27 protein-coding genes and 1 riboswitch are annotated in these 26,035 nt (G+C 34.1%); of the genes, 23 read left to right on the forward strand and 4 right to left on the reverse strand.

Going from position 1 to position 26,035, the window contains the following annotated elements:
• Window positions 1-81 precede the first annotated feature (81 nt).
• A complete protein-coding gene (rlmD, locus tag ACB089_RS02465; RefSeq protein WP_374965183.1) occupies window positions 82-1,449 on the forward strand; it encodes a 23S rRNA (uracil(1939)-C(5))-methyltransferase RlmD in 1,368 nt (455 codons plus the stop codon).
• A gap of 392 nt (window positions 1,450-1,841) precedes the next feature.
• On the opposite strand, the gene ACB089_RS02470 is transcribed toward rlmD, so the two are convergent.
• The gene (locus ACB089_RS02470) at window positions 1,842-2,567 is read right to left on the reverse strand and encodes a FadR/GntR family transcriptional regulator (protein WP_368638398.1); all 726 of its coding nucleotides are present in this window, start codon (window positions 2,565-2,567) and stop codon (window positions 1,842-1,844) included.
• Between the two features lie 247 nt (window positions 2,568-2,814).
• Between ACB089_RS02470 and ACB089_RS02475 the strand changes: the two genes are divergently transcribed.
• The 19 genes from ACB089_RS02475 (at window position 2,815) to ACB089_RS02565 (ending at window position 20,440) form a co-directional block, all read left to right on the forward strand.
• Window positions 2,815-4,200, forward strand: coding sequence for an FAD-binding oxidoreductase (locus ACB089_RS02475; RefSeq protein ID WP_374965184.1), 1,386 nt, complete (start codon window positions 2,815-2,817; stop codon window positions 4,198-4,200).
• Between the two features lie 10 nt (window positions 4,201-4,210).
• Window positions 4,211-5,194 (forward strand): bile acid:sodium symporter family protein, encoded by a 984-nt coding sequence (locus ACB089_RS02480; RefSeq protein WP_368638400.1) that lies wholly within the window; start codon window positions 4,211-4,213, stop codon window positions 5,192-5,194.
• 545 nt (window positions 5,195-5,739) lie between these two features.
• Window positions 5,740-5,826: riboswitch (cyclic di-GMP riboswitch) on the forward strand.
• A gap of 143 nt (window positions 5,827-5,969) precedes the next feature.
• Window positions 5,970-6,344: a hypothetical protein gene (locus tag ACB089_RS02485; protein WP_068986366.1), complete on the forward strand. Its 375-nt coding sequence runs from the start codon at window positions 5,970-5,972 to the stop codon at window positions 6,342-6,344.
• A gap of 44 nt (window positions 6,345-6,388) precedes the next feature.
• Complete coding sequence (locus tag ACB089_RS02490; RefSeq protein WP_374965185.1) at window positions 6,389-7,102, forward strand: hypothetical protein; 714 nt, start codon at window positions 6,389-6,391, stop codon at window positions 7,100-7,102.
• A gap of 43 nt (window positions 7,103-7,145) precedes the next feature.
• Window positions 7,146-8,225, forward strand: coding sequence for a methyl-accepting chemotaxis protein (locus ACB089_RS02495; protein WP_068986364.1), 1,080 nt, complete (start codon window positions 7,146-7,148; stop codon window positions 8,223-8,225).
• Window positions 8,226-8,677: 452 nt separating this feature from the next.
• Complete coding sequence (locus ACB089_RS02500; RefSeq protein ID WP_374967650.1) at window positions 8,678-9,640, forward strand: tRNA dihydrouridine synthase; 963 nt, start codon at window positions 8,678-8,680, stop codon at window positions 9,638-9,640.
• 570 nt (window positions 9,641-10,210) lie between these two features.
• Window positions 10,211-10,792 carry an imm11 family protein gene (locus ACB089_RS02505; protein ID WP_374965186.1) on the forward strand — a complete coding sequence of 194 codons (582 nt, stop codon included), beginning with the start codon at window positions 10,211-10,213 and terminating at the stop codon, window positions 10,790-10,792.
• Between the two features lie 457 nt (window positions 10,793-11,249).
• Complete coding sequence (locus ACB089_RS02510) at window positions 11,250-11,528, forward strand: hypothetical protein (RefSeq protein WP_374965187.1); 279 nt, start codon at window positions 11,250-11,252, stop codon at window positions 11,526-11,528.
• Between the two features lie 391 nt (window positions 11,529-11,919).
• Window positions 11,920-12,378 carry a hypothetical protein gene (locus tag ACB089_RS02515; protein WP_223554797.1) on the forward strand — a complete coding sequence of 153 codons (459 nt, stop codon included), beginning with the start codon at window positions 11,920-11,922 and terminating at the stop codon, window positions 12,376-12,378.
• Between the two features lie 392 nt (window positions 12,379-12,770).
• On the forward strand, window positions 12,771-13,343 hold the full coding sequence (locus ACB089_RS02520; protein ID WP_374965188.1) for an imm11 family protein: 573 nt from the start codon (window positions 12,771-12,773) through the stop codon (window positions 13,341-13,343).
• Window positions 13,344-13,643: 300 nt separating this feature from the next.
• Window positions 13,644-14,237: a hypothetical protein gene (locus tag ACB089_RS02525; protein WP_374965189.1), complete on the forward strand. Its 594-nt coding sequence runs from the start codon at window positions 13,644-13,646 to the stop codon at window positions 14,235-14,237.
• A 346-nt stretch (window positions 14,238-14,583) separates the two neighbouring features.
• Complete coding sequence (locus ACB089_RS02530) at window positions 14,584-14,814, forward strand: AHH domain-containing protein (protein WP_374965190.1); 231 nt, start codon at window positions 14,584-14,586, stop codon at window positions 14,812-14,814.
• A 2-nt stretch (window positions 14,815-14,816) separates the two neighbouring features.
• Window positions 14,817-15,362, forward strand: coding sequence for an imm11 family protein (locus tag ACB089_RS02535; protein ID WP_368638301.1), 546 nt, complete (start codon window positions 14,817-14,819; stop codon window positions 15,360-15,362).
• Window positions 15,363-16,072: 710 nt separating this feature from the next.
• Window positions 16,073-16,201, forward strand: coding sequence for an RHS repeat-associated core domain-containing protein (locus tag ACB089_RS02540; protein WP_374965191.1), 129 nt, complete (start codon window positions 16,073-16,075; stop codon window positions 16,199-16,201).
• Window positions 16,202-16,661: 460 nt separating this feature from the next.
• Entirely contained in the window at window positions 16,662-17,303 is a 642-nt protein-coding gene (locus ACB089_RS02545; RefSeq protein ID WP_374965192.1) for a hypothetical protein, read from the forward strand.
• 275 nt (window positions 17,304-17,578) lie between these two features.
• Window positions 17,579-17,986 (forward strand): Imm12 family immunity protein, encoded by a 408-nt coding sequence (locus ACB089_RS02550; protein ID WP_374965193.1) that lies wholly within the window; start codon window positions 17,579-17,581, stop codon window positions 17,984-17,986.
• 313 nt (window positions 17,987-18,299) lie between these two features.
• Window positions 18,300-19,181, forward strand: coding sequence for a hypothetical protein (locus ACB089_RS02555; RefSeq protein ID WP_374965194.1), 882 nt, complete (start codon window positions 18,300-18,302; stop codon window positions 19,179-19,181).
• Window positions 19,182-19,505: 324 nt separating this feature from the next.
• The gene (locus ACB089_RS02560) at window positions 19,506-19,715 is read left to right on the forward strand and encodes a hypothetical protein (RefSeq protein WP_374965195.1); all 210 of its coding nucleotides are present in this window, start codon (window positions 19,506-19,508) and stop codon (window positions 19,713-19,715) included.
• 419 nt (window positions 19,716-20,134) lie between these two features.
• Window positions 20,135-20,440 (forward strand): hypothetical protein, encoded by a 306-nt coding sequence (locus tag ACB089_RS02565; protein WP_374965196.1) that lies wholly within the window; start codon window positions 20,135-20,137, stop codon window positions 20,438-20,440.
• A 76-nt stretch (window positions 20,441-20,516) separates the two neighbouring features.
• Here ACB089_RS02565 and ACB089_RS02570 read toward each other — a convergent pair whose 3' ends face one another.
• Both ACB089_RS02570 and ACB089_RS02575 read right to left on the reverse strand, forming a co-directional pair.
• Window positions 20,517-21,845: an IS3 family transposase gene (locus tag ACB089_RS02570; RefSeq protein WP_374964033.1), complete on the reverse strand. Its 1,329-nt coding sequence runs from the start codon at window positions 21,843-21,845 to the stop codon at window positions 20,517-20,519.
• Window positions 21,846-22,171: 326 nt separating this feature from the next.
• The gene (locus tag ACB089_RS02575) at window positions 22,172-22,366 is read right to left on the reverse strand and encodes a helix-turn-helix domain-containing protein (protein WP_374965197.1); all 195 of its coding nucleotides are present in this window, start codon (window positions 22,364-22,366) and stop codon (window positions 22,172-22,174) included.
• A 143-nt stretch (window positions 22,367-22,509) separates the two neighbouring features.
• Here ACB089_RS02575 and ACB089_RS02580 point away from each other — a divergent pair, with 143 nt between their 5' ends.
• Both ACB089_RS02580 and ACB089_RS02585 read left to right on the forward strand, forming a co-directional pair.
• Window positions 22,510-23,052, forward strand: a complete 543-nt coding sequence (locus tag ACB089_RS02580) for an imm11 family protein (protein WP_374965198.1) — start codon at window positions 22,510-22,512, stop codon at window positions 23,050-23,052.
• 776 nt (window positions 23,053-23,828) lie between these two features.
• Window positions 23,829-25,043 carry an MFS transporter gene (locus ACB089_RS02585; protein ID WP_223554809.1) on the forward strand — a complete coding sequence of 405 codons (1,215 nt, stop codon included), beginning with the start codon at window positions 23,829-23,831 and terminating at the stop codon, window positions 25,041-25,043.
• A 60-nt stretch (window positions 25,044-25,103) separates the two neighbouring features.
• On the opposite strand, the gene ACB089_RS02590 is transcribed toward ACB089_RS02585, so the two are convergent.
• Window positions 25,104-25,304 (reverse strand): alpha/beta-type small acid-soluble spore protein, encoded by a 201-nt coding sequence (locus ACB089_RS02590; RefSeq protein WP_068986358.1) that lies wholly within the window; start codon window positions 25,302-25,304, stop codon window positions 25,104-25,106.
• 186 nt (window positions 25,305-25,490) lie between these two features.
• Between ACB089_RS02590 and ACB089_RS02595 the strand changes: the two genes are divergently transcribed.
• Window positions 25,491-25,985 (forward strand): DUF1456 family protein, encoded by a 495-nt coding sequence (locus tag ACB089_RS02595; protein WP_223554811.1) that lies wholly within the window; start codon window positions 25,491-25,493, stop codon window positions 25,983-25,985.
• Window positions 25,986-26,035: the final 50 nt, after the last annotated feature.

Genomic DNA, 26,035 nt, shown 5'->3' on the forward strand with positions numbered 1-26,035 from the left:
TAGCTTACAAGATCAAGTCTTGTTCTTTTTTCATCCGCCAACACATGCTACAATAAAGAGATTGAAATGGAGGATGTACGAATGTCAGCACCCGTGAAAAAGAATGACCGATTAACAGTTTATATAGAAGATTTAACACATGATGGCAATGGCGTTGCAAAGGTCGATGGCTATCCATTATTTATCCAAGGGGCACTTCCTAATGAGACGGCGGAAGTTCATGTTTTAAAAACGTTAAAAAATTATGGCTTTGCGAAAGTTGTAGATATTCTTAAGCCATCGCCAGATCGAGTAGAAGCACCTTGTGAATATTTCAAGCAGTGTGGTGGCTGTCAATTACAGCACCTGTCTTATGAAGGACAGTTAAAATGGAAAGAGAATATGGTGCGTAATGTCATGCAGCGTATTGGTAAAATTGATGCGCCTGTTCTACCTGTGAAAGGCATGGAAGAGCCTTGGCAATATCGTAATAAAGCCCAAATTCCTTTCTCCTCGAATGAAGCAGGACAAGCAATTGCTGGCTTCTATAAAACGAAGTCTCACAGCATTGTCGATATGGAGCGTTGCTTAATTCAGACAGGTGAAGCGGATGCTATTCTTACAGGCTTGAAAAAGGAATTAGCGGCAATCGGTATTCGACCATACAATGAGCTAACACATGAGGGAATGCTACGCCACGTAGTTATTCGTAAAGCACGAGCAACTGGTGAAGTCATGGTTGTTCTCGTAACGAAAAAGAAAAAATTCCAGCAAAAAGAAGCAGCTGTTGCGACAATCCAGAAGCTTGTCCCGAATGTCACATCCATTATGCAAAACGTTAACAGCGACAAAACGAACGTTATTTTCGGTGATGAAACCGTGAACCTGTGGGGCAAGGACGTTATTATCGATACAATTGGTGATGTTCGCTTTGAAATTTCAGCCCGTTCATTTTATCAAGTAAACCCTGAGCAAACGGAAGTCCTTTACAAACAAGCATTAGATTATGCTGACTTACAGGGTGATGAGCGAGTAATTGATGCTTACTGTGGGATCGGCACCATTTCATTATTCCTTGCAGAAAAAGCAAAGGCTGTTATGGGTGTTGAAATTGTCCCACAAGCTATTGAAGATGCAAAACGCAACGCAGCATTAAATGGCTTTACGAATACGTATTTCGAGGCCGGCCCAGCAGAGGAAGTGATCCCACGCTGGTATAAGGAAGGCAAGGAAGCGGATGTCCTAGTAGTGGACCCACCACGTAAAGGCTGCGATGAGGCTCTTCTTCAGACGATTTTAGAGCAACGTCCTAAACGTGTTGTTTATGTGTCCTGTAACCCAGGTACACTAGCGCGTGATCTCCGTATTTTGGAGGATGGGGGCTATCAAACACAGGAGATTCAGCCAGTGGATATGTTCCCACATTCAACGCATTGTGAAGCGGTCGCTTGGTTGGAGTTAGTATTGTAAAATAAAAGAAAAATCTCATCAACAAAATAAAAATTTCCGTTTCAAGACCGATTTTCAGTTAAAATAAACTTTTCTTATTTAAGGTTCTTTATCAATAATATCCCGGATTTGATTCAATACGAATCCGGGTCTTTTTCTGGCATGATTTAATAAAAAATTCAACAATTTCATCCGTACTTTATAAAAATGATATCAAAAACACCATGTCCTGCTTCAAAGGTTATTCCTCGCAAATGTTTTTAGCAAAGTCGACACTAGCACATCTTGTGCGTCGGAAAAAAACCACTGATTTAACTTTCACTTATTTTATTACAAAATCACGCTGACAAGAGCAATTTAAAACCGCTCGTCATTATGAAATCTATAGTTGTCTATTAGGAGTGATCATGGTTTTAGTCGTGTTGTTCTCCAATAGGACTTAAAAGCGATTCTGTCAATTCTCGCCTTATTTGCGTAATATGTTTTTCCATGAGTTGTTTGGCTTGATTTGCATCACCAGCTGCGATTGCTAAGAAAATTTCTTTATGCTCATCAATGGTCTCTTGCGTACGTTCTGGATCATTCAAGCGTTGTCTTCGGGTAACACGGATAGTGTCTTGCATATGTTCACTAAGGGTTTGGAATAATTGTAAGAATATCGAATTATGTGAAGCGAGAACAATATTAATATGGAAACTTAGGTCAGCTTGAATTCCTAATTCTACATCATTTTTAACTTGATCCATCATTTCTAATGCTTTACCAATTCGTTCTAAGTCTTCAGAAGTAGCTCGTCGTGAAGCTAAAAAGGCACATTCAACTTCAAGTGCCTGGCGAAGTTCTAACATTTCATATATTAGTTTTTTTTCAGTTTTTATGATTGTAGATGAAAGTTCTTCTCCTAATGAATGGTATTCTGGTGTTCTGATAAAGCTGCCACTGCCTTGTTTAATTTCAATAATTCCTTTGATTTCAAGCTTCCGAAGTGCCTCTCTAACCGATGTTCGACTTACATTAAAACGACTCGCTAATTCTCTTTCCGTCGGGAGTTTTTCTCCGGGCTGTAATTCCCCATTTAAAAAATATTCCCTTATTTGATCAACAATTACTTCATATGCTTTTTTCTTTGGTTGTGGCATTACCTATGTCATTCCCCTCAAATACATAGTACTGTAAACGCTTTAATCATACAGAAATACTTCGGGATTATCAATTTAATAAAAATAATAATTATTGATATTTTCTGAATATTTAGTACAATTAATAAAGGTTGGACCAATTTGAATAATTCAATAAATTGGTATGACATATATATTTGTAATTCAAACAACTAAAATACCATTAGCAAATACTTTGAAAGAATGAGAGTAAAAAGGGGAGAATGAAATGATTACGACAAATGAAGAGTTAGTGATTGCTCTACAGAGAATTCTTACAGAAAGTCAAGTAACAATCAATCAAACGATTTTAGAACAACATAGCAGTGATGAATCGTATCATAGTGCCAGTTTACCAGATATTGTTGTGTTTCCGGCAACGACGGAAGAAGTGAGTAAAATAATAAACATAGCAAATCAATATAAAGTACCGATAGTGCCATATGGAAGAGGAACAAGCTTAGAGGGGCATGTTATTCCTTATGACCATGGGATAATGGTTGATTTTTCCCTCATGAACAAAATATTAGAAGTTAGGGAGAAGGACTTTCTTGTGAAAGTTCAACCAGGGGTGACGCGTTCTCAGTTGAATAAAGAGTTGAAAAAATACGGATTGTTTTTCTCTGTAGACCCGGGAGCAGATGCAACACTTGGGGGTATGGCAGCAACAAATGCTAGTGGAACAACATCTGTTAAATATGGGACTTTGCGCGATCAGGTTCGAGATTTAGAGGTTGTTCTCTCAGATGGTACGGTGATTCACACGGGGAATTTAGCAGAAAAATCTTCATCTGGCTATCATTTAAACGGTCTATTTGTAGGATCTGAGGGAACTCTTGGTTGCTTTACTGAATTGACGGTACGAGTCTATGGGATTCCAGAGTATGTTATGGCTGCTCGAGCATCCTTCAAAACAGTCAATGATGCTATCGAAGCAGTCGTTAGTATTTTACAAGCTGGAATCCCAATTGCAAGAGTTGAACTTGTAGATGAAATTTCAATGAAACAGATAAACTTGCATAGTAAAACAGATTATAAGGAACAATCAACCTTATTTTTAGAGTTTCATGGAAATGAAGCTGGCCTAAAGCAAGACGTTGAATTTATGAAAGAAATTGTAGTGGTTCACAATTGTGAAAATATTGAATTTGAAACCGATAATGCAGCTCGAAATCAGCTGTGGGAAGCTCGCCACAATTTAGCTTACGCCTATATCCATGGACATCCAGGGAAAAAGCTAATGGTGACCGATGTTTGTTTACCGATTTCCGAGTTAGCAGGTGCTATTGCCCATGCGAGAGAAGCGCTTGATTTATTAGCGCTTACAGGGGGGATTGTTGGCCATGTCGGTGATGGCAATTTCCATGTTCTTTTAATGATTGATATGAATGATTCTAATGAAATAAAAAAAGCGGATGAATTTAATGAATTGATTGTGATGTATGCACTTGAACAAGGGGGAACTTGTACAGGAGAACATGGTGTCGGTATTGGTAAACAGAAATATCAAGAGAAAGAACATGGAAAAGCATTGATTGTGATGGAAAAGATTAAACAAGCGCTCGATCCTGACGCACTTTTGAATCCAAATAAAATATTAAAAATAAAGAAATAGGGGTGGAAGTATGAAAATTTTAGAAGCCATTAGTACGATAGCTGGAAAATACTTTGCCGTATGGGTCATCTGTATAGCTGTTATTGCCTTTATAGCTCCAGATCCATTTTTAATATTTGGAGGATATATCACGATTTTGCTAGGCATTGTTATGTTTGGTATGGGGCTGACGTTAAAAGCGGTTGATTTTAAACTGATTTTAACGAATCCAATGCCCGTCATCATTGGTGTATGTGCCCAATATATTATCATGCCACTTACAGCTTTTTGTATTGCTTATATTATGAACTTGCCAGCGGAATTAGCTGCGGGGCTAGTCCTTCTTGGTTCTGTGCCGGGGGGGACTGCTTCAAACGTCATGGTGTATCTAGCTAAAGGCAATGTACCATTATCAATCACAATGACATCTTTTTCGACGTTATTAGCGCCAATTGCAACACCATTAATACTGCTATTACTTGCAGGCAAATGGATGCCAGTGGATCCAATAGCAATGTTTACTTCAATTATTCAAGTAATCATTTTCCCAATTATCCTAGGTATTGTTGTAAGGAGATTGGTCCCTCAGGTCGTAGAAAAAAGCATTAATGTTGTTCCTCTTATCTCAGTTGTTGCTATTATGATCATTGTTTCTGCTGTTGTTGCTGGTAATGTCAATAGCATCGCTTCGGCAGGATCCATTATTTTTATGGCAGTAGTGTTCCATAATGCATTCGGATTGCTGTTTGGCTATTTAACAGCTCTTGTGCTAGGGCTTGATGAAAGTAATCGAAGAGCTATTTCGATTGAAGTGGGCATGCAAAACTCTGGATTAGGTGTAGCGTTAGCCACTGCCCATTTTGGTCCCTTAGCTGCATTACCTAGTGTTCTTGGTGCTGTTTGGCATAATATTTCTGGTCCGATTCTCGCTACTTATTGGTCGAAGAAACCGGAGAACGTAAAGAAACAGCTTAATGAACAGATTCAGGAAGGCAATGGTGGAACTCGTATTTAACTTATTTCAGCGGGTGTTCAAACATCCACTAAAATAGAGGAACTCAGTTTAAGAACACCACGTCCTGTGGCAATTTATCTGTTGCTACCGTTGCGTTAGCACTACGCTTTCGCACTAAAACCATCTGTCGACCTATAGCCTCCGGACGCAATTGTGTCGAGGCATAATCGATAAATTGCTTAAGTAGCATTATAATAATGAGTGGATTTTTAGGATGTAGCCTAAAATTCCACTCTTTTTTATCGTTACGTTTCCAAATAAGGAATGAATAAAGTGAAATAACGCATTTATGAAAAATGAAGTTGATTCTTCTTATTAGATGAATGTGAAAGAATAGGCAGCCATTTGCTTTTCCTACAATCTGGGCATGATTAGAAATTCTCTCTGTGAAAAAATCACCAAACAGTATTTTCTTGTCCATTCCTTTAAATATACGGAAAAATTCTCTAAATCTTCCGATATTCTTTAGAGAAAAATACCTACAGTCGACAAAATTTTACAAAACATTTATAATCTAATAGTAATATGTCAGCGTAATTTTAATAAATTGAAAACGGCAAACTTATCGAAAGGTAAGGACGCAAAGCTACGAGTCTAAAATCCTCTTGGAAAATGATAGTCGGGTTGCCAAGATGATAAGCGATTTTTTGGCTATCCTAATTATGTTCAGGGATAGTTTTTTTGTGGAAAAAATCAAAGGACTGAATATGTATTTATTTATATTTATTACAAAAATGCTAACAGCTTTAAGAAAATTATAAAAAGGAGATTTGAGATGATAGTCGTTGATAAAGAGAAATATAAAATGGCGATTTATGAAGCCAAAAAAGAAGTACACGTCCAAATAATAGGGTTTATTAAACCAGCGCTTGTAGAGGATTATTTAAAAGATTTGACAGAGACAGGGTCAAAAGTACAGAAAAATACCTATACATTTGTTGTTGATGCAACACATCAATCACCCCTCCCTTCAAAGATTTCTGCAGAACTAGGACAAACATTAATGTTTTATGCTTCACTAGGCTTTAAAGATATATTTATTGTTAATCCAACCTCTAAAATTGCCTATGTGCAAGTGCGAAATGCTTTAGAGGGAGTTAATTTCCCAGGAACCGTAGTCGACAATGTTTCGCAATTACCAATGCGTTAGTCTTTAATTAACTATAATCACATTTTGAAAAAGAGGAATTTAGGATGCAAACAATTCAAGAATTATATACTTATGAAATCCTTACAAAGGACCAACCAGATTTAATTGAAAAGACAGCAGAATGTTTAGCAAAAACATTTATTGGGGTAGAGGTTGCTGGCAAATGGGTGCAAGAACCGATTATCGGGTACGCCTTAAAACTACCTTACGAAGATTTCTATCAATTTACGAAGGAATATATTGAAGCAAATGTTCATCAAGGATACTGTGCTGTTGCACTAGATCAAGAGCAAAATGTTGTAGGCGCATTAGTTGGGGATACGAATGTCTTTGAAATTATCGAAGAGGATATTTTTGAAGGCACATTTGCAGATATGAATATTGTTATGCGTGTATTAGAGGATATTGATGAACGTTTCCTAGAAGATTATAAAAATCGTTATGGAAAAGATATGGAAGATGGAGAAGTGTTACATTTATTTTTATTAGGTGTAATTGGTGAGCATAATCGTCATGATATTGTACAAAATTTAGGCGATGTATTAATAAAGAAAGCAACAGAAGAAGGCTTAAGATTAGTATTAGCTGAAGCGACAAATCCAAAGTCAATGCGTGTGCTGGAGAAGTATCACGGACTAACAAAATATGTAAACGTAGAAGGGGGTTTTATTGTTCATAAATATGAAAGCAATGAACATCTAAGCAGTATTCCACCGACTGTAGCAGATGGAATTTACATCATTGTAAAAGAACTATAAAATTTCTTCACTAATACGTTAGTAGAATAGGAGAATTTTTTTCATGGAAGCTATTATGCTAGGAATTATTGTCGTTTTATTATGTACATCTTTGTATTTTGCTTACCGATATTTTTCACTTAAACGTCATTCCCATATAAATAAAGAGGCACTAAATGGAATGCATGAAATATCAGCAGGTCAAGTAAGTGAGCAATTTAATAAATTCGCAAATAATGTGAATGAAAAAAGTAAAAATCTTTTAGAACATGGAGATTACGCAACTGAGAAGGCTGATACTGTAAGGGCCGCAATCGATGAAGTCGGTAAAGGATTAAAAAAGCAACTAGTCGCTACTGAAGAGAGTGCTACTTCTATCGAAGACATCACAGTGGCTATTGAAGAGCTATCTATAAGATCTAACCAAATTTCAGAACAATCGAATACGACGTTAGAATTAACGCAAGAAGGCAATGAAAAGTTAAAAGATTCGTTGGTGAAAATGGAGCATTTTAATCAAACGATTAATACGACATTTGATGCAATCAATATACTTGGAGAAAAATCGTACGAAATTGGTAATATTGTTAAAGTAATTACAGGGATTTCAGAGCAAATAAATTTATTAGCATTGAACGCAGCTATCGAAGCAGCTCGTGCAGGAGAACACGGTAAAGGGTTTGCTGTAGTTGCTGATGAGGTTCGTAAATTGGCTGAACAATCACGTCAGTCAGCTGATGAAGTTTCGAATATTGTAAAAAATATTCAAGAAGAGACGAACAAAGTTGTCATATCAATGAAGCAAGGAACAGAAGAGTTTGAACAAACAAATACTAAAATACTAGAAATCGGGAATATGTTCGAAAAAATTGTAGATACTACAAAAATTATTGCTGAAAATAATGTGGAATCATCTGCAAGCACAGAAGAACTATCTTCGAGCTCTCTGCAAATTATGGAAGCAATGAAGGATATTTCTTTCATTTCGCGAGAATCAGTAGAAATGTTTGAAGAGTTAGTTGGAATTAGCGATGATGAATTAAATACAATGCAAAAACTAGTTCAAGAAGCAGAGTATCTTGTAGATTTAAAAAATGATGCAGAAAAATTACTTTCTTCATTAAATCATGGAAGTAATGATTAGCAGCCGGTTACATAAAGCTACCTACAATCCTATGTTGCTTCAAACACTCAGCACACAGTGAATGCTGTGCGTAACTTGGAATAGCTAACTTAATATTCGTTGAAATTAAAAAGCAGACGGTTTAGAAATGCGATATTGCACCTCTAATTGGCCGTCTGCTTTTACTGTTATTTTAAAGTTCCGCAACTGGCTAGTCTCACCACAATGTGAAGGGATAGCTTGGTTGGAGTTGGTATAATAGAAAAGCAGTTAATATAGAAAAATTACCATTCAGCACCGACTTTCGTTAAAATAAACATTGCTGATTTTCACAAATTATAAATGTCCATATGTACTTGTATTGATAATAAGTTATTAAGCATGATATAAGTGTAAAAGAAGTGGAACATTGGGCTTTATCTTTTTGATCGAGAGTTAAAGGTGTATCCATAGTGAGAGGATTTGAGTTTGACATGATAGATAATTTTTGGCGTGATTTACCACGACCATTTTTTGTACTTGCACCAATGGAAGATGTGACAGATGTTGTTTTTCGTCACGTAGTAAGTGAAGCCGGTCGACCGGATGTATTTTTCACAGAGTTTACAAACTCGGATAGCTATTGTCATCCAGAGGGCATGAAAAGTGTGCGTGGTCGTTTGATTTTTACAGAAGATGAACAGCCAATGGTGGCACATATTTGGGGGGATAATCCCGAGTACTTCCGTCAAATGAGTATTGGTATGGCAGAGCTAGGATTTAAAGGCATCGATATTAATATGGGTTGCCCTGTACCGAATGTGGCATCGAGGGGGAAAGGTAGTGGCCTTATTTTGCGTCCAGATGTAGCGGCAGAGCTTATTCAAGCAGCAAAAGCGGGCGGACTGCCTGTCAGCGTGAAAACACGACTTGGCTTTAGCGATGTAAATGAGTGGGAGGATTGGCTAACGCATATTTTAAAACAGGATATAGCGAACCTTTCTATTCATTTACGTACAAGAAAGGAAATGAGCCAAGTAGATGCGCATTGGGAGCTAATTCCGGAAATCAAAAAATTACGTGACCGTATTGCACCAAATACGCTACTAACAATCAATGGAGACATTCCTGACCGTCAAACTGGGCTGCAGCTTGCTGAACAATACGGGATTGATGGCGTTATGATTGGGCGAGGTATATTTAAAAATCCTTTTGCTTTTGAAAAGGAACCAAAAGAGCATAGCAGTAAAGAGTACCTTGATCTTTTAAGACTGCAGCTTGATCTTCAAGATCAATATGCGGAAGCACTACCACGTTCAATCACAGGGCTGCATCGCTTTTTCAAAATTTATGTCAAAGGATTCCGTGGAGCTGGTGAATTAAGAAATCAATTGATGAACACGAAATCAACAGATGAAGTGCGTGCATTGCTTGATAACTTTGAAAAAGAATGTTGATGGGACGGGGACAGTGAAATGATGTAACTCTTAAGAATGTAATAAACCCACCAGCATCCTTATGTTGCCACATATACTCTGTACATGTGGAGTGCGTAGCAAAGCTAAATTTAAAAGGAAGAAAGTATAAAGCCTTAAGCGATAATTAGTTTTAATTTAATATTAAATTAAAGAAGCTGTTGCTTTTGTTTTTTAATGGTACGGAAATATCTTCCGTACCATTTTCTTTTGCAATAAAGCCCTTCTGATTGATCCCACATTAACTGTCCGTAAAGCAAGATACCCCCCACTGCTTAAAGTATCACTTTATCCTTCTCTCACACAGTATATCTAACTACTAAAATTCAAATTTTCCCGACCTTCAGTATTATTTTTTTGTTTATTCAGAATAATAGTTCGTATGGATGTTGACTTTTTAACTATGGTTTAATAGCATATTTACAGATAAAAATAACCAATTAAAGATTCTATTGCCATATATGTGGCTCATCACCAAAAGTTGTGGATGACATTTGTTAAAACGTATGGCAGTTATATAAGTTGATTGGAGACTGGCGGGATGATTATGATATGAGTTATTTCAGATTGTTAGCTTCATACAAACGAGATGTATATTTCTTTTATTCTGATGAAAACAATTATAATAGATTTGATTTGGAAAAAGGAATACCTTATTCTCAGAGTGAAAAACTATTATACGTGGTAGATAGGTTCGATTCTTATTTAGAACAATATGATATTTTACCAACAGTCGGTGGTAAATTAGTAAGTTTAAAGCTAAAAATGCTAATAGAAGAATTAGGTTCAGATTGTGAGTTTATCCCAGCAATTATAAAATCTACAGAAACGGGAGAAATAAATGATTCCTTCTTTGTAATGAATGTTTTAAATCAAATTCCTTGTTTAGATCATAATAGATCAGACTATGAACCACTAGTTAAATCCATACCTGATGGGCCAATTAGTTTAAGTATTATTGCTCTTATTCCAGAATCCCTAAACGGATATCATGTAGTAAGAATGAAAGAATCAAAAGAAGAGATAATCGTAGATGAAGTTTTCGTGGATGCTTGCAGAACAGAAAAAATTAAAGGTGTTCTATTAGTTAAAGAAGGAAATGTACGTAGTCCGGAATTTGTTGATTTAAAATAATATAATTCTGAATGGAAGCTTGTATATCTCTATGTTAATTAAGAATTTCTTCAGATGTGAAATTAATACTTGTTAGCTGTTCTTACAAAAAGAACATTTATTTCAACCTAATAAAAGAGTAGCAAAGATCCATAAAATCTGGATTTATTGCCACTCTTTCTTTAAATTAGATTTATTCATCTTTATTGTAAGGTTATGGTAAATGGATTAATGGATATTCGAGTTACCTATGGCTTATGATGAATATAGTAACCACGTTTTGATTAATCGAGATAGTCGTCAACAAAAGAGGCGAAGCGTATCAGCATGACGGTATAGGGAATGTCATTTGGTCTGATTATTAAAGAAAAACAGACAGGCAGTAAACTAGGTGAAACATTAATCCCCAAAGCACAGAAAATATATGAAAGGGCAGGAAGCCCATGTCCACATTCATAGTGATAGAGGAGAGTTTTTGATGGATATATATATAACCGTGGCAAATGGTGGAGTTTCAAATATTCGATTAACAGTTTATAAATATAAAGATTCAATAAAGGAAAAATTCGCAAATAAAAATTATGGAAATGATATAACGGAGATTTCTTATTTTTTATTTATTAATGGAGATGTGACTAGATATTACGAAAGTAGTGGGGTCTATAAACTTAGTTATAAACCCAAAAAAAGTGTATGGATCTCCATATTTGTATGGATGAAACTGGTTGGAGTGATGATGAAGACAGAAATGAAGTGATATTCAAAAATGCTTTAATGAAACTTTTAATATATAGTTCGGAGTCCATAAAGGAAAAAAGCATCGCTAAGAAATTAGATTTTAATAAAGATTTGTTCGACCAAACGTTAAAAAGTTGTTTTGAATAATTTTCTTTCGTTAGAATTTGATAACCTGAAAAAACAATATAATTATAAATTAACATTATGGGGGCATTAAGCACTTGAATAAATCTGAACTCAAGTAAAAAATTTTTCAAACTATGATGAAGCTGTATCATATCTTGTACATTACAAAATAATATGATCAAAGAGCAATAGGGGATTTAGTTTCCGGGTTTATAAACAATGGAAAGGACATTTACCATCAGGAAATAAATGTCGTCATTAAATGTGAAAGGGTATGATATCATATGCATTTTAACATTGTAACTGATACGGCGGGTTCAAAGGTTGGAGAATTGGCAAGTGAGTTACGTAACTATTTAAAACCTATAATTCATAGTAAGTATGCCTATGTAGATGTTACTATTCTAGTAGGGTTTCGTTGTTTACCAGAATCTTATAAGAGAAGATCTTTTATTAGATATACAAAAAAAGATAATTGTTTGGCTATTGATATTTCTGTAAAATTGGAAGATTATATAAAAATGTATAAGATTGAACAACGATATTATCTAGGAAATATCTTTATTGAATATTTAAGAGAAGCATTAAAAAAGAGAACGTTTGAAGGGTTAGATAACGAAGAATTTATTGATAATATTATAAAATGGGGAAAAGAAATTCCTATAAAAATGGATTCTGGGCAGATCAAAGTAGAGAATTGGTTTAGAGATGAAATTGATTGGTCTTCAGACCTTGATAAGTAATCGAGAATTATGGACTGCAAGAAAGTGGTTAGAATTGTGAATACGTAAATTAATATTAAATAAGCGAGTAAAAAATGAACACATGTAAAGGTGAGGCTAAAAGCTTCTATCTACATGTGTTTTTTTAACTTAATACTCTCCTCTGCTGACAATTTTATTTGACACGAAAAATCAAAGGGGAGAAACCCTCGCTAGCAAAGGATTTTTTGCTTATCATTAAAAATGGGAAATTGTTATTAGAGGACGATTGGATGATATTATGGATGCGAGCAAAGATAAAAATAGAACACAACGATAATACTATGAGGCTATACAGGTTTTAATAAATGAACAAAGACAAGAGTTAAGACATGGGAAAGTCAAACTACGCTGTAAAGGATAGGGGGATGATTATGTATCATAAATTATCATGTTTTTATAAAAGGGATGTGTTCTTCTTTTATAGCGACGAGAATAGATACGATAGACGAGAATTGGAGGAAGGAAATCGATGTCAAGTAGATGGGGATCTAACATATATTGTGGATAAATTTGACGCTTATCTATCTGCATATGATATTTTACCAACTGTAGGTCCACCTTTAGTAAGTGCAAAATTTAAAGAAATAATTGAACGACATTGTGAAAATGATTGTATCTTTATTCCAGTTGAAATAAAATCAACAGAAACAAAAGACCACAATAATGATTTTTTCGCAATGATTGTTTCAAACTCTGTAGTTTGTCTTAATAAAGAAAAATCTGAGTATAAACCATCGATAAAATCAATACCTGATGGTCCGATTAGTATTAACCATGTTGTATATATTCCTGATTCTCTCGGTGTGCATCATATCGTCAGAATGGAAGAATCTAAACATTTGATTGTTGTGGATGAAGTTTTTGTGAATTTGTGTAAAGAAAATAAAATTAATGGAGTAACTTTTATTAAAGAGGGCAGTTTGCAACGTCCAGAATATCTATAGATATAATAAAGGAAAGATAAATAATAAACCGATTTAAATCAATGTAATTAATTTTTAGCAATAAATCCATTGGCAGGGTTTATTGCTTTTTCTCTGACGATGTTCAATTAAAGTACAAGGCCTATGACGATATTGTTTTTGCGAAAGATAATCATACGCAAGTAGCCTTTGATTTCTTTACCTATGTTTTTGTGTATTAGAGATGAAATTAATGTGCTGTGTATTTAGTGTTTAATCCATATGACACTCCGTGCTCAAAAACATGAGTGAGTAACCCCCATTTACAGAAAGGAAAAAAATATGACATATATAATTAGTAGGCTTTTTAGCCATGAGCCGAATGAACTACTTAATAGACCAAGGGTATCGTATAAAATTAGTGAGTATGTTTTCGATTATATAAGAGAAAACATTCTCATTCCCAATAAACTTTTGAAGGATGATAAAGTTGATTATAGTTTCACACTTAGTTTTGTAGTATTCGACTCAGAGTTACATAAATTTTTTTATGAAACTCAGTTTAATACAGAAGAAAATAAATTCCGACCAGATACAAAACCCAAAAAAATGAATGGGGTAAAGGAAGTTTCTATTAGAGTTGTTTCTAAGAAAATATCTGCGATAATACTTCCTTCAGATTATGCAGATATAGTCTATGATATGTTCGGTTCTTTTTTAGTGGCTAGTTTCCCAAAAAAAGTAACCAAGGAGAAAATGGATGAGTTGAAAAAAGGGTTAAACTATACTTATATCAATAGTATTCCCTTTCCCGCACCATTTGAAGAGCAGAAATATAATGCCGATAGCAGTAGTTATCACAAATCAGTAGATTTTAAAGCTATTACAGAGGAAATAATAATAAAGGATGTTTACAAAAAGCACTTTGGTTTTTGATTCTCTGGTATTCTCCCCATGAAGTTGACAGATGAAATAAAGTAACTATTGAACTATAATGAGGAGATTTCGTGTATAGAAATCATATGTCCGAAAATTTCATGCCGATAGCAACAGTTGGAAATCAAATATATGGGACGAAGAATATTAAAATGTTTTAAATGCAAAAAAATGAGAGGGTATCTATACTTGCAAAAATCACTAGATGTTCAATTTATGTAAATAAACTTAGAAGTGGCAATAAATTCATTAATTAGGGTTTATTGCCCTTTGTTTTTACTTTATTTAAACATAACAAAAAGCGCCCCTATTTCTTAATCAGAAAAAGGGGTTTTAAAGTTATTTTGTGAGTGAGATTTTCACAGATGAATCGCCTGATAATGGTATTTATTTGAAATACATAAACCCTAATAGTAAACAACCAGGCGCATATCATAGGGTGATTCATACAAATATATATTATGAAGATGTAAACAAACAAATAATCAATGCAAGTAAAGCAGGAGGAAAATCCGCCGTAGAAAAAGAATTAGAGAGAATTAGGAATGAACTATTATTTGACAAGAAGGTGTATTAGCTGTGAATATTTATGAAATTAAAAGTGACTATGAGGTTTTTAAGTTTTTTGTATTTAAACCAGGAAGTACGTCTAACTATTTAAACTTTGAAGGTCAAAACTTAGGGGATAATTGGATTCCTTTAGAGTTAGAAATTTTCGAAGAAAAAGGAAAGAAAAAGGATAAACGATTTGAAGATTTTGATGCTTCATGCTATTTTGATGGTATCTTAATCGTAAATAATGACCTTAAAAGGATTTTTGAAGCTAATTATAGTGAAGAAATAGAAGTTTTGCCAGTTAATACAGATAGAGGCCCGTATTATTTTATAAATGTAACTAATAAAATTATATCGATAAAAAATGTAGATAAAATGTCTTCAGACGAAATAATGGAAATGGTAAGAAATAATAGGTACGTATTTGATCTTCCAATCGTAAAAAAACAAGCGATATTTAGAGATAGTAAAATGTCAGCGAGCTATTTTGTTACAGATTCTTTTATTGATTTAATGAATAATAATCAAATCAAAGGATTACGATATGAAAAAGTTGGACATGCAGAATAGTGTGAAAAGCAATATTTTCACATGTGAAACGAAAATATATGCAAAACAAAGGGTACTACTCAATTATTATGGTTTGATATTCATTTGTGAATCAAGTCAAATAAAGAGCAGAATATTATATAATACCTTGAGAAACCAAGAGTGTAATGACAATCCGTAGTGTTTGTTGTCTCTGGAATTTTAGGTACATTCGAGCTGGAAATATCATATGTTTTCCTAACAATCAGTTTAATGATACGTTTACAGAAACAATCATTGCGCTACTTATTGAAGTGCAGGACACAAAAAATGCTGTTTGTTAAAAAAACATTGAGCTCAAACTTTGATAAAATTAGTCTAGGAAAAATAGGTTAAAAGCTGTAGGCTCTGGCGGAAAAAAGATAGGGAATGAATATAGAAAAATTATTTTCGTTTATGCAGACGAGAAAACAACAAGTTTCGTTTGGGATGGGAATACTATCCTACATGAGTATTTCTCGGAGAATAATTCAGATATATTTGAAAATCTAGAGGGATATTCTTTAGATAACAAGTCTGAAATATCAGACAATCTAGTCACATGGGTATTTAACGATGGGTTCGTACCTTCAGCTAAAATTACGAATGAAGGTATTTACAGCATTATTAGTGATTATCTAGGAACGCCTGTTGAAGCCTATGGTGAACAAGGTAATAGGGTTTGGTCAGCTGAGCTTGATATCAACGGTAGAGTGAATGAATTTACAGGTGAGAAAGACTTTATTCCATTCCGTTATCAAGGACAGTATGAAGATGTAGAAATAGGATTGTATTATAATAGATTCCGATACTACGACCCGGAACAAGGGAATTATACCTAAATAGATCCGATTGGACTTGCTGGTGGGAATCCAACACTGTATGGATATGTAAGAAATACAAATAATTCATTTGATCCATTTGGCTTGTGGTCATATTATCAGTTAAAAGATGATCTGGGAAATATAGTTTATCATGGTATTACCGATAGGCCAATACAAGTGAGACTTATAGAACATGCTAATGGAAATACTACAAAAAAATATTTAGTCAAGTAAGTTATTTAGATGCCCTTCCAGACAGAATTGCAACAAGAAATCTTGAAGGGTCAGCATTATATCATGCATTCCAAGCGGATGCTAATTTATATAATGCTCCAAGACCTGTTTCAGTAGGATTTTATCATCAATATAATGGTCCTGAAAAAATAGCTAAAGGTAGGACTTTTTTAACTCAGGCAGAAATAGAAAGTCAAATGAAGAAAGCGAAAACGGTAAATGTTGATAGAGGAGGTAAAATAAAATGTCCAACATAAAAAAATTAGAAGCAGTGACAAAAGCACTTGAAGATTTGTGCAATTCGACTCCAGAAAATCCATTATCATTAATTAAGACTATTGAAAAAGCAACTAGATTAGAGACTGGATCACCAATTTCGGAATTTTTATCTAATACAGATTTTATACAAAAATTAATTAATGTTGGGTATCGATATGAATCAGATGAAAAGGTTGTAGAACAGGTACTATGGTCATTAGGTCAAATTTCTGATAGAGTTTTTTGGTCTATGCGCCAGCTTTATGATGAATTTGAAGCGGATACCCAAAATATTTATAATTTCTTTCTACAATTTGTAAATCATAAAAATAATAAAATTAGACTTGCAGTAGCGGCAGGACTTGTTAAATTACCTCAATTCGAGGAATATTCAAATAAATGGAACTATATTATCTCAATGGCAAGCATTCCTCCCAAAATAAAGTCTATGAGATTATTTAGGTGGGTTGTAAAAGGCAATATAAAAAATATACCGAATGAAATTAAATATCCTATTTGCAAAATATTAAAAGAGTATCTTTATGAGACAAATTTAGATATTGATACTCAAAAACTCTATAAAGAAATAATTATTCAGTTAGATGATAATTTTTTAGAGGGTATCTAAATTTGCAAAAAATCTTTACCTTTTTCAAAGAAATTTTTTAAAAAGGCAATAAATCCTTGTTTTAGGGTTTGTTGCCCTTTTTAATACTTTATTACTGAACTTCTAATATAGAAAGCGTGTATACATGACGGTATAGGGAATGTCATTCTAGCTGATTATTAAAGAAAAACACGCAGGTAGTAAACTAGGTGAAGCATTAAGCCTCAAAGCGCAGAAAATATATGAAAGGGCAGGAAGCTCATGTCCACATCCATAGTGGTAGAGGAGAGTTTTTGATGGATATATATATAACCGTGGCAAATGGTGGAGTTTCAAATGTTCGATTAACAGTTTATAAATATAAAGATTTAATAAAGGAAAAATTCGAAAATGAAAATTATGGAAATGATATAACAGAGATTTCTTATTTATTATTTATTAATGGAGATATGACTAGATATTACGAAAGAAGTGGGGTATATAAACTTAGTTATAAACCCCAAAAAAAGTGTATGGATCTCCATATTTGTATGGATGAAACTGGTTGGAGTGATGATGAAGACGGAAATGAAGTGATGTTCAAAAATGCTTTAATGAAACTTTTAATATATAGTTCGGAGTCCATAAAGGAAAAAAGCATCGCTAAGAAATTAGATTTTAATAAAGATTTGCTCAACCAAACGTTAAGAAGTTGTTTTGAATAGTTTTCTTTCTAAGTCGTTGGTAGTACAAATAATCAGCAATCTCAGCAAAGTGATCAGTTCGCCATGCAAAAATGTTGCTACAAAGGAAAACTAGATCCAGCTGTATTAGATAAAGTGGCTTTATCCATGATCCGAATACCTTAACAGATAAAGATTTATTTAAATTAGAAGATGATACAATAGAGATGTTTGATGATTCTGAATTTAATCCGAATAAAATGGAACTTTCAAATGCTATCAACAGTCCAGGTAAAAAAATAAAATGTACTTAAAAATAGTAATAGAAAAAGTAAGAGATCTCAGGAGTGATATAGTGGGAAATCCGGTAAATGTGGAAACAGACTTTGGTAAATATCAAGTATACGTTCAAAGATCGCCTTTAATGGAGCCTAATATAAAGGATAAAATTGAAAATGAAGAATTAGATGGACTTGCTATTCGGGTTAATGATAGGTCCTTATCAGATGTTGGATTTTTAAAGCAACTGCCTAATTTAGAGTATTTAGATTTAGGAAGGAATAACATTAGTGATTTAAGCTCTATTGAAGCTTTAAATGAATTAAAGTATCTAAGCTTTAAGGGAAGTATTGAAGAAAAATTAGATTTATCTACGTTATCAAAACTCCAAGATTTACTTGTTTTATATGATAAGAAGATTCGAAATCTTTTCGCTTGTACAAATTTAAAACGATTAGTTATTCATCACTATAAAAATAAAAACAATAATGCTGAAGAGTTTAAAGCTTTAAAAAGGCTGGAAATCTTAGAAATATGGTCATCACCTATTCGAAATATCGATGGCTTAAAAGGGTTAAACTCTTTACAAAGAGTTGAATTACGGTATCTACAAAAATTAGAATCAATTAAAGGAATTGAGAATAACTCTTCTATTGAAGAGTTATGGATTCAAAATTGTAAAAAGGTTAATGATTGGGAGGTTATTGGAACGTTACCAAATTTGAAAGTATTAACAATAGAAGCATGTGGAAATATACTATCATTAAATTTTTTAGATAAACTAGAATCAATAGAATCTATTAGATTAGTTTCAAACACATTTATAGAAGATGGAAAATTGTCATGGTTGATTGAAAAGGAAAGTATGAAATATTTTAATACACCAATAGGAAATCACTATGATGTTAGTCTTGAAACTCTTTCCAAATTTAATGATTTTGGGATAAGAGACAATTGACAATTGTTAACTTGTTTAGGGATAAAGTATAAAAGAAACAGGTCGTATCTAATTCGTATCTAATTAGTTTTTATTTCAGCAATTGCTAATACACTATAGCATTTCATACAGAGTCGTAATTCTAATTCTTACACTGTAGTGCCGATGAAAACCGCAATTTCTAATTTACATCAAAAGAGTAGCACAAATTCTTTGGGAATTATTGCTACTCTTTTTTATGAACATTTGCCTTTTTGATAAGACTTTCGGATGCAATTAATTTTGCTAAGGAACAAGTTTTATAAAATGTCTTAAAAACTAATAAAATGGAAGGGTGGATTTTAATTGTTTGCTCAATGTATTCCTTTTGATGATCATGTGAGAGGTAGAATAGGTGGTAATCCTCCAAAATTGATTGAAGAACAAATACCTGATGATTTCAGGTTTTATGCTACTCTAGTTCATCCAGAAAAAGAGGATGTTATGCTTTCAATTATTATTCATAAGAATTTTGATACTTTATTGGAAAAAATATTTATCCTTCAATTGAAGTAAGAGTTATAGAGCATAAATACTCCGAAGTTGGAAGCAATACTGGTAAAAGTATTTTAGATTTAGGTATGAACTCAATAAGCGATTATTCGGAAAACCAAGGGAATAATTTTTTGTTTATTAAAGTTTTGGGAGAACCACGTCTTATTCAACCTAAAAGTTATTATTATAAAGAGTTGGAAAATAATCATTATTCCTTTTTTCTCCAAATAGAGGAGGAAGGCTATAGTGATAATATGGATTGTGTGTTTATGTACGGTGCATTATATCTATATAGGCATAATGAAACAGGAGAGGTCATTGCTGGTTTCTGGCAGTGCTCTTGATAGTTTAGGATACTTATTTAAATGTTGTTGATTAATTAAGTTAATATCAAATTGGGGAGTTACTACAATATCAATTAAATAAAAGGAGAATTTTATATGGATAATAAAAACCAGTTAAATAAGGCATTGATATTACTAGATTTTGGGAATTTTGATGATGCTATTGAAATTTTGAAAAAAATCTATAATTGTGCAGTCGAAGAAAATGATACTATTTATTCTATTAAAAGCTCTTGCATTTTAGGAGAATATTTTTTATCTGATAATAAATTAGAGGATGGAGTAATGTATTTAGAAAAAGCATTATCGCTAAAAGGAAAAGATGACGATGTCGATGATCTTTTAAACTATGAATTAGATCATGCAGAAGAATTATTAAAAGAAGCAAGAGGAGATAAATAAAGGGAAAGCAACAAGTGAAAAAGAAATAGAATGATTTAATGTGGTACCCAAGTCAAGGACAAACTAAAAAAAGAGATTAAGCAGCTAATAGATGGTTTCTGTATTGCACAGGAGCCATCCTTTTTAGATTCCATTGATAACGATAATTATTGTAATAGACCATGTAGTGATTGATTTTGGCTTTTAGTTCCTCAAGTGTCTTCAAGGAGCTAAAGTCTACTTCGTCTTTAAAATGACCGAAAAACGATTCCTGTGGTGCATTGTCCCAACAGTTTCCTCGGCGTGACATCGATTGACCTAGGCCATGTTTTTTTAAGAGCGTTTGATAGCGTGGGCTTGTATAGTGAACCCCTTGATCTGAATGGATAAAGGCCTCTGGATGAAGCTGAATGCGCTTATTACTGATCAATTTTTCAATCGTTTCCGTAGCGATTTCGAGCGTGATTCGGTCTGAGACATGGTACGCTAAAATTTCGTTCGTCGAGGCATCTTTTATCGTCGACAAATAAGCCATACACTTTCCGTTATATGGTACATAGCTGATGTCCGTTAATAATACTTTCCCAGGGATACCTTGCTTAAACTCACGATTTAATTTATTTGGCACAACACGATGTTCCTTCGTTGCTTTCGCCATTTGTTTATAGGGATTCGGTTTACGATGCGGGCAGACAATCCCGTACTTGCGCATAATACGCTGGATTTTTTTACGGCTCATAACACATTGAAAATCCTGCTCGAGTGTCATTTTAATCGAACGAGAGCCTTTTTTATAACCACGACGATCAAAGGCTTTTAAAATCAAATCGCGTGCCTTTAAATCCTTCTGTTCTCTCACGGCTCGCGCATCACTCGCCTGTAAATAGCTATAATAGCCTGAGCGAGAAACCTTTAAGAGGTCACAAAAATACGTCACCATCCGTTCAAATGGAAACTGAGTGAGCGTATCTGAAATGAGTTGAAAGACCTTATTTGTGCTTAGTTTTTGGCTGTCGTTTAGCAGCCTCCTTTCTGTCGCTTCGAGCTTTTTTAGTAAATCTACTTGCCCCTCTAATAGTTGAATGCGTGCAGCTTGTCTTTCAATGACTTCTGCCGCTGTTAATTCACGTTTAATCGGTCTACCTGATCCAGATTTGCGTGTATCCGTTAAACCAATTAAACCGTTCTTTTCATATGCTTTTCGCCAACGAAAGGCTGATTGTTCAATACGTTTGATCCCGATTATCTCTTCATCAAAGCCACATTCCTTAAAAATTTGTCTCGGTGTTTTCCCTGCGAAGTATTCATCAATGAATTGACTCTTAAATGTATCTGTATAGGTAATCGTACGTTCGCTAACCTGTTGTACGTTTGGATTTTTTTGAAGTTGTAGTACCTGTTTTGGTGAAAATAAAATTTTACTCATAGTAGCCTCTAGTTCATCCTTTAATCTTGAAAGTCTAGTATATAAAAAATACCTGCAGTTAGCACACTCTTTTTCAAGTGTCCTAACTACAGGTACCATATTAATTCATGACCATCTAAGTATTTCACTTTTTTTAAATGAACTGCACCCTGTCAGGTGGATATTGGAAATAAAATAACGGTAAGCGGCTTGAGCTTTGAACTCTAAATGGCTAAGACTGTTTAATCTTTTCTTGTATTGAGTGATTATGAAAATGGATACTAAAAATGCAGAGAATTGCAACTTTACTTAATCGCAATTCTCTGCATTTTCGTTACAAATCTAACTTATTTTTGTATTTTACTATTTTCAACATTACTATTTTTTCTGTTTGTTCGATCAAGTAAGAAATCAATACTGAAATTGAAATAACCAGCAATTTTGATTAAAGTGCTAGCAGTCCATTCAAATTTACTAGTCTCATATTGACTATAGGTATTTTGCGAAACATTTAGCATTTCAGCCATTTGTAATTGTGTCACATCATTATCTTTTTATGTCTAAAATGTGGGCTGCTGAACGTTTTGGTGGAGCAAAAGTGAGAGAAGCAGTGCTAACCGAACTAGAGAATATAAGGAATGATCTATTATTTAATGTTAAAATTTAGTAAAAAGAGGTGTTGTTAATGAAAGTATATAGATTTGGAAATGACTATGATTTTAAAGAGTTAACTTTTTTGAATGAGAAAGAAGATGTTAATCTTTTTGCATCTTTTACTGGACAGAAGATTACTCTGGATTGGAACGAAGAGGTTTTTGGTATCTCAGAAGGTAAACTTAATAGAGGAAAATTGTTAGATTTTGATTCACGTTGTTATGGAGCTACATTTATAGTAAAAAAGAAATTTGAAAAGCTTTTTATTGAGGAGTTTTCTGACATTATAGAAACCTTCCCAATAAAAATCAAAGGCATTTCAGAGGAATATATATATATAAATTTAACGAATGTGGTGACAGCAATTAATTTTGATGGTTTAGATATGCAAGAATCTCTTGCAATGTTACGAGGTGAAAACATCAGATTTAATTTAGAAAAAATAGAAAATGAAACTTTATTTAGAGACATTAAAATTAATTGTTTTTATTTTTGTACACGAAACTTTAAAGATTTTATTGAAAAAAACAGAATTAATGGATTGAAGTTCAAGGAGATAGGAACAGCTACGTGAAAATCTGGAATGTAATCAATGAATATCGTTGGATCATGTAGTACCAAAAATAAGAACTATGTTTTGCTAGATGTTAACGAGTATTCACCCATTCGCTATATGGATTTATATAAGAAGTTCTTTATTTATGAGGGTTAATGAAGTATATTAATCTACTTCTATAGCATGAAACGGCTATTGACATCACATGTTCTATTCTGCTAGTATGTATCACGAAATAAATTTCCTTTAATACGGTCCAGAGAGGCTGAAAAGGGCTACGTGATATTTTTAAGCTAATAATATCTTTGCTTTGGTATGCCCTTTTTGTCCACTACGACAGAAGGGCTTTTTTTATCTTCATTCAGTAGAAGACTTCCATCTCTAAAGATAGTGAGATGAATGCTTTTATGGTTCCCTTTCAAAGGTTATTCAAACACCTACTGAAATAGAGGAACTCAGGCTAAGAACTTCACATCCTGTGAAAACGCTTGAGTGACCAACATAATGTTGGCCCAAAGCCTCCGGCGGATGTCACGGAAATCGGAAAGGAGTTCTTAAAGGATGTTAGCCTAAAATCATCGCATCCATGCGATAACGGCTAACTGACCTGCATCGTGCAGGCCTAAGCACAAAGCCGATTCCGAACGCAATTACGCTAAGGCGAAATTGATTTATAGTACCTCTTTTAAAGGGAGTCCCGTGAGGCTTCAAAAGAGAATGGACAAGACTTGTGTAATCCATTCCCTCAAATAGGTAAAAGAGATTTTAACAATGAAAACTGGAGGATTGTAAGAATGGATTATCGTAAGAAAACAGTGGTAGCTTCAGTAGCTGGTTTAACGTTGGAAGGAATGGACATTATGTTTATCTCCTTTGCGATGACAATGATTATTTCGGAATTTAACATTGATTTCGCAACGGGTGGGCTCATTTCTTCTGTAACGAATATCGGTATGCTGTTAGGAGGCATCATTTTCGGGGTTTTAGCAGATAAGTATGGGCGTGTAAAAATATTTACTTATACCATCTTATTGTTTGCGATTGGTACAGCTTTAACTGGATTAGCAACAAATATTGAACAAGTTTATATTTATAGATTTATCGCGGGTCTTGGTGCAGGTGGCGAATACGGAATTGGTATGGCTCTTGTTGCCGAGGCTTGGCCGAAGAATAAGCAAGGAAGAGCCTCTTCATATGTTAGTGTAGGTGCACAATACGGAGTTATTTTAGCAGCGTTACTAAGTGCCGTTATTCTTCCGACTTTAGGATGGAGAGCTTTATTCTTTGTTGGTGTGGTACCTGTTATTTTCGCATTTATTGTACGAAAGAATCTTGAGGAATCACCAGAGTGGTTGGCTGCTCAGAAAAATAAAAAAATCGATAAGCAACATGAAAAAGGTAAGCTGGCACAACTATTTGATACACCTCGAACGTCGATAACGACAATTTCATTAATTGTTATGGCAACTGTTCAAATTGCTGGTTACAATGGCTTAATGATTTGGTTGCCATCTATGTTGCAGCAATCTCAAGGATTATCGGTTTCAAGCTCGGCTCTTTGGACAATTAGTACAGCAGTTGGCATGATTATCGGGATGTTAACATTTGGACGATTTATGGACCGATTTGGTGCAAAGCGAGCTTTCGGTATCTTTTTACTTGCCTCTGCATGTGCTGTGTTTTTATACTCTTATGCAACGGGAAGTGTCGCTATTTTAATCGGTGGCGCGATTGTCGGCTTCTTCTCAAATGGTATGTTCGCAGGGTATGGAGCTTTAATTAGTAGCTTCTATCCGGTGCAAATTCGAAGTACAGCTACAAACACGATTTTTAACTTTGGTAGAGCAATTGGAGGGTTTTCACCGATCTTTGTAGGTTATATTCTTCAAAGCTATGATATGACGGTCGTAATGATCTACTTAGCTGCCTTATATTGCATTTCCTTTATCGTAATGCTGACTTTAAAAAAGGGTTCAAATGAGGATTTACAACCGGTTGAAATAAAATAATGAAAACACGAAAGAACGAATTCCAATCAAAAGGGATTCGTTCTTTTTTAAAAATTTTAATTATAAACCTCTTGAACGTTTTTCAGCCATTTCTACGAGGCGTTTTGTAATTTCTCCTCCAACAGAACCGTTTGCGCGAGAAGAAGCTTCTGGCCCTAACTGTACGTTAAATTCTTGGGCAATTTCATATTTCATTTGATCTACAGCCTGTTGTACACCAGGTACAAGAAGTTTATTTGAACTGCGATTATTGTTAGCCATTTTTCTCACCTCCTTGTGATTAGAATGGTCGAGAGTTTACTTTTCATACATTTAAAAAGAAGGAAATGCGCAGTCTAAATATAATAGGAATTTCAGAAAGCTAGCTGAAAAAGTGATGCTCTCTGTTATAATTAAGCCTGGCATTTTATAATTTAGGCTTTATTAATACATAAAGGAGGTTTTTAAATGACGAATAATGATATATTAATTCGTTTGCGATATGCACTAGATATTAAAAATAAGGACATGGTTGAAATTTTTAAGCTAGGTGGCATGGATTTTACAAAGGAAGAAGTATTGAACATGCTTATTAAAATTAATGATGAGGAAGAAGCACCTGAAGAATACATCAAATGTAATAATAAAATGGTAGAGGCTTTCTTAAATGGATTTATTACATTTAAACGAGGACCACAAAAGCCTAAGCCTGGTGAGCCTGAAGGACCACTACCTGTTTCAGGGAAAGAAAGCCCTAATAATATGCTGTTAAAGAAAGTTAAAATTGCATTAGCCTTAACGAGCGAAGACATGTTAGATCTTTTATATGATGGGGGCGTTAGAGTTTCGAAGGGCGAGTTAGGTGCCATTTTAAGAAATCCAGGTCATCGCAACTATAAGGAATGTGGCGATCGATTCGTGAGGAATTTTTTAAGAGGTTTGACATATAAATATAGAGATTAAAATAATGAATAACAAAGCAGCTGCAATTTTGTAGCTGCTTTTTTGCAAGC

Origin of the sequence: Lysinibacillus sp. RS10 (assembly GCF_041956855.1) — a bacterium.
GTDB lineage: Bacteria > Bacillota > Bacilli > Bacillales_A > Planococcaceae > Lysinibacillus > Lysinibacillus xylanilyticus_A.